Annotated in this window: 6 protein-coding genes; 1 reads left to right on the top strand and 5 read right to left on the bottom strand. The window is 63.7% G+C overall.

What is annotated here, in order from left to right; translation table 11 throughout:
- Positions 1 to 607 (bottom strand): NAD(P)H:quinone oxidoreductase (gene wrbA / locus HX846_RS31990; protein WP_178966934.1); only part of this gene is annotated, 607 nt, incomplete at its 3' end.
- Positions 604 to 957 (bottom strand): arsenate reductase (glutaredoxin), encoded by a 354-nt coding sequence (gene arsC, locus HX846_RS31985; protein WP_008435325.1) that lies wholly within the window; start codon positions 955 to 957, stop codon positions 604 to 606. The genes arsC and wrbA, both read right to left, overlap by 4 nt.
- Before the next feature lie 115 nt (positions 958 to 1,072).
- On the opposite strand from arsC, the gene HX846_RS31980 reads away from it, so the two are divergent.
- Positions 1,073 to 1,534, top strand: coding sequence for a TlpA disulfide reductase family protein (locus tag HX846_RS31980; protein ID WP_004371382.1), 462 nt, complete (start codon positions 1,073 to 1,075; stop codon positions 1,532 to 1,534).
- 117 nt (positions 1,535 to 1,651) lie between these two features.
- Here HX846_RS31980 and HX846_RS31975 read toward each other — a convergent pair whose 3' ends face one another.
- The 3 genes from HX846_RS31975 to HX846_RS31965 form a co-directional block, all read right to left on the bottom strand.
- Positions 1,652 to 2,056 (bottom strand): META domain-containing protein, encoded by a 405-nt coding sequence (locus HX846_RS31975; protein WP_004371380.1) that lies wholly within the window; start codon positions 2,054 to 2,056, stop codon positions 1,652 to 1,654.
- Positions 2,053 to 2,493, bottom strand: a complete 441-nt coding sequence (locus tag HX846_RS31970; protein ID WP_004371378.1) for a hypothetical protein — start codon at positions 2,491 to 2,493, stop codon at positions 2,053 to 2,055. Before HX846_RS31970 ends, HX846_RS31975 begins: the two co-directional genes overlap by 4 nt.
- Positions 2,494 to 2,564: 71 nt before the next feature.
- A partial coding sequence (locus tag HX846_RS31965; RefSeq protein ID WP_306173179.1) for an NAD(P)-dependent oxidoreductase occupies positions 2,565 to 3,171 on the bottom strand: 607 nt, incomplete at its 5' end.

Here is a 3,171-nt window from a genome sequence, read left to right as displayed (position 1 = left end):
CCTGGCCACGGCCGTTCTCCAGTAGCGCAGCGGTCTTCGCCAGGCGCAGGCCGAGGGCGCGGCACAGGGCGATCTCGTGTTGATCCAGCGCACGCTTGCCGTCGGCACCGGAATGGTGGCTGGCGCCATAAGGCGTACCGCCGCCCTTGGTGTCGAGCAGCGCCTGTTCACTGTAGGGCAGTCCGGTGATCAGCATGCCGTGGTGCAGCAGCGGCAGCAGCATCGACATCAGCGTGGTCTCCTGGCCGCCGTGCAGGCTGGCGGTGGAGGTGAACACACCCGCCGGCTTGCCGACCAGGGCGCCGGTCAGCCACAGGTTGCTGGTGCCGTCGAGAAAGTACTTGAGCGGCGCGGCCATGTTGCCGAAACGGGTCGGGCTGCCCAGCGCCAGGCCTGCGCAGTTCTTCAGGTCGTCGAGGCTGCAGTACAGCGGGCCGTCGACCGGAATGTCCGGCGCCACGGCCTCGCATTCACTGGAGATGGCCGGCACGGTGCGCAGCCGCGCCTCAAGCCCGGCTTGCTCGATGCCCCGGGCAATCTGCCGGGCCATTTCGCTGACTGAACCGTTGCGGCTGTAATACAACACCAGCACATACGGCGCACTCACGAAACCAGCTCCAGGATGTTCTCCGGTGGGCGGCCGATCACGGCCTTGTCGGCGGTGGCGAGGATCGGGCGCTCCATCAGTTTCGGATGAGCGGCGATGGCAGCGATCAACTGTGCTTCGCTGAGGCTGGTGTCACCCAGGTTGAGGGTTTTATATTCGTCCTCGCCGGTACGCAGCAGTTGCCGCGCGCTGATGTTCAGCTTGCCCAGCAGGGCCTGCAATTGCGCGGCGTCGAGCGGGGTTTCCAGGTAGCGCACCACCGTCGGTGTGAGGCCACGGGCTTCCAGCAGTTCGAGCGCACCGCGGGATTTCGAGCAGCGCGGGTTGTGATAAAGCGTCAGATCGGTCATGTGCGGGTCGCATCTTGCGTAAGGTGGCGGGTATTCTACCCGCGCTGCGCCGCGTCCTTAAACCATGAGAGGCGATAGGCCGCAGCCAACGTTCATTTTTACGAAGGATTACCCCATGACGAGGCGACTGTTAGGCGCATTGGCAATCATCGGCACACTGCTGCTCAGCGGCTGTGGCAATGATTATGGCGTTGACCAATATGGTCAGAAAGTGGCCGCCGAACGCCTGGACAAGCAATGGCTGGTGGTTAACTACTGGGCCGAATGGTGTGGCCCGTGCCGTACCGAAATCCCGGAACTCAACGCTTTGGCCGAACAGCTCAAGGGCCAGTCGGTGGGGGTGTTCGGGGTGAATTTCGACAACGTCCAGGGTGAAGAGCTCAAGAGCGCCAGCGAGAAGCTGGGCATCAAGTTCACCGTACTGGCGCAGAACCCGGACGGGATCTTCGACATTCCCCGCAGTGAAGCCCTGCCGGTGACCTACATCATCGATGACAAGGGCAAGGTGCGCGAGCAACTGATGGGTGAGCAGACGGCGGAAGGGGTGTTGGCCAAGCTCAAGGCGTTGCGCGGATAAAAAATGTGGGAGCGGGCTTGCTCGCGAATGCGGTGTGGCAGTCACCGGATACATCGACTGATCCACCGCTTTCGCGAGCAAGCCCGCTCCCACATTTAGATGTGTTGCGCCTTCAGATCAGCCTTCTTCCAGCCACAACCGCAACGGCTTGCCATCCGCCGGCCAGAAGCGGGTCTGTTCGATCGGCGAAATGTCCCAGCGCTGCACGCCCTGCAGGGCCTGGAAGAAGCGGTGCTCCTGCTCCATCAGCGCTTCGGCGCAGAGTTTGCGGGTGCTGCCGACCTTGCCGAAGCTCAGCTTGTCGCCGTCCAGGGTGTAGGGCGCAAACCAATGGTTGCAGCCACCATTGCCATAGGCCCGGCCATCGGCGCCGAGGGTCACGGTCAGGTGGGCGTAATCCATCAGCGGCCGCTCACCGATCCATTCCACTACGTAGCTGTGATCCTGCTTGAGCTTGACCTCGTCGCTGGCGCAGCCCGCAAGGCCTGCGCCGAGCACGGCCAGCATCAGCAGGGCTTTCATTGCGCGGCCTGCTGGCATTTCGGGCAGCGGTGCTTGTCACCCAGGGTGGCCCAGCCCAACTCGGTAACCCGTGCAGTGGCGGCCGGTTGCAGCGGCTCCTTGGTCAGCTTGGTTTCCACCGCGAATTCAAACTCCAGCACGTTGTCGCAGCTGTCGCAGTTGACCTTCCAGGTGTGAATCTCCAGTTCGCCGAATTTCGGCCCCTGGGCCATGGCGACCCACTGGCCCGCCGGGCGGATGGAGTAGCGCGCATCGCCTTCGACGGTCAGGCGCATCGACAGGGTTTTGCTGCCGCGCAGGGTGACGATCAGAACGTCGCCGTTCTTGATCGAGCCACCGTTGCCGGTGACTTGATAACGGCCCGGCACCAGGGCCCGGCATTCGATCAGGGTGTGTTGCGGGCTCAGCAAGCTGAAGCGGAAATCGTGTTCGGCCATGGATCCTCCAAATAGGCGCGGCATCCTATCATGCGCCGCTACCCATCATGGCGCGGCTATGTGACCGCTGATCATCCTTCGACGAGGTTTTGCGCCTGCCCGCCAGCCCACGCCGCGATGTTGGCCAGGGTGGTGCCGGCAATCGCCCCCAGCGCCTCGCGGGTCAGGAAGGCCTGGTGCGCGGTGATGATCACATTGGGGAAGGTCAGCAGGCGCGCCAATACGTCGTCTTGCAGGGGCAGGTCCGAGCGGTCTTCGAAAAACAGCTGGGCCTCTTCTTCATACACATCCAGCCCCAGATAGCCGAGCTGGCCGTCCTTAAGTGCGTCGATCAGAGCCGGGGTGTCCACCAGGCCGCCGCGCCCGGTGTTGATGAGCATCGCGCCGGGCTGCATATGGGCGAGGCTTTGGGCGTTGATCAGGTGTTTGCTGTCCGCCGTCAGCGGGCAATGCAGGCTGATGACCTGTGACTCGCCCAGCAACTGCGGCAGGCTCACATACCGGGCGCCGAGGGCTTCGACCTGCGGGTTGGGATAGGGATCGTACGCCAGCAACTGGCAGCCGAACCCGGCCATGATCTTGGCGAATGTGGCGCCGATCTGCCCGGTGCCGACCACGCCGACGGTCTTGCCCACCAGGTCGAACCCGGTCAGGCCGTGCAGGCTGAAGTCACCGTCG

This window comes from Pseudomonas sp. K5002, assembly GCF_013386655.1.
GTDB lineage: Bacteria > Pseudomonadota > Gammaproteobacteria > Pseudomonadales > Pseudomonadaceae > Aquipseudomonas.
This window is presented reverse-complemented; position numbering and strand designations above follow the sequence as displayed.

What these genes read in the sequence shown, in the direction of transcription:
- HX846_RS31975 (WP_004371380.1), bottom strand. Translation starts at nt 2,056, where the DNA reads ATGAAAGCCCTGCTGATGCTGGCCGTGCTCGGCGCAGGCCTTGCGGGC.
- HX846_RS31980 (WP_004371382.1), top strand. Translation starts at nt 1,073, where the DNA reads ATGACGAGGCGACTGTTAGGCGCATTGGCAATCATCGGCACACTGCTG.
- arsC (WP_008435325.1), bottom strand. Translation starts at nt 957, where the DNA reads ATGACCGATCTGACGCTTTATCACAACCCGCGCTGCTCGAAATCCCGC.
- HX846_RS31970 (WP_004371378.1), bottom strand. Translation starts at nt 2,493, where the DNA reads ATGGCCGAACACGATTTCCGCTTCAGCTTGCTGAGCCCGCAACACACC.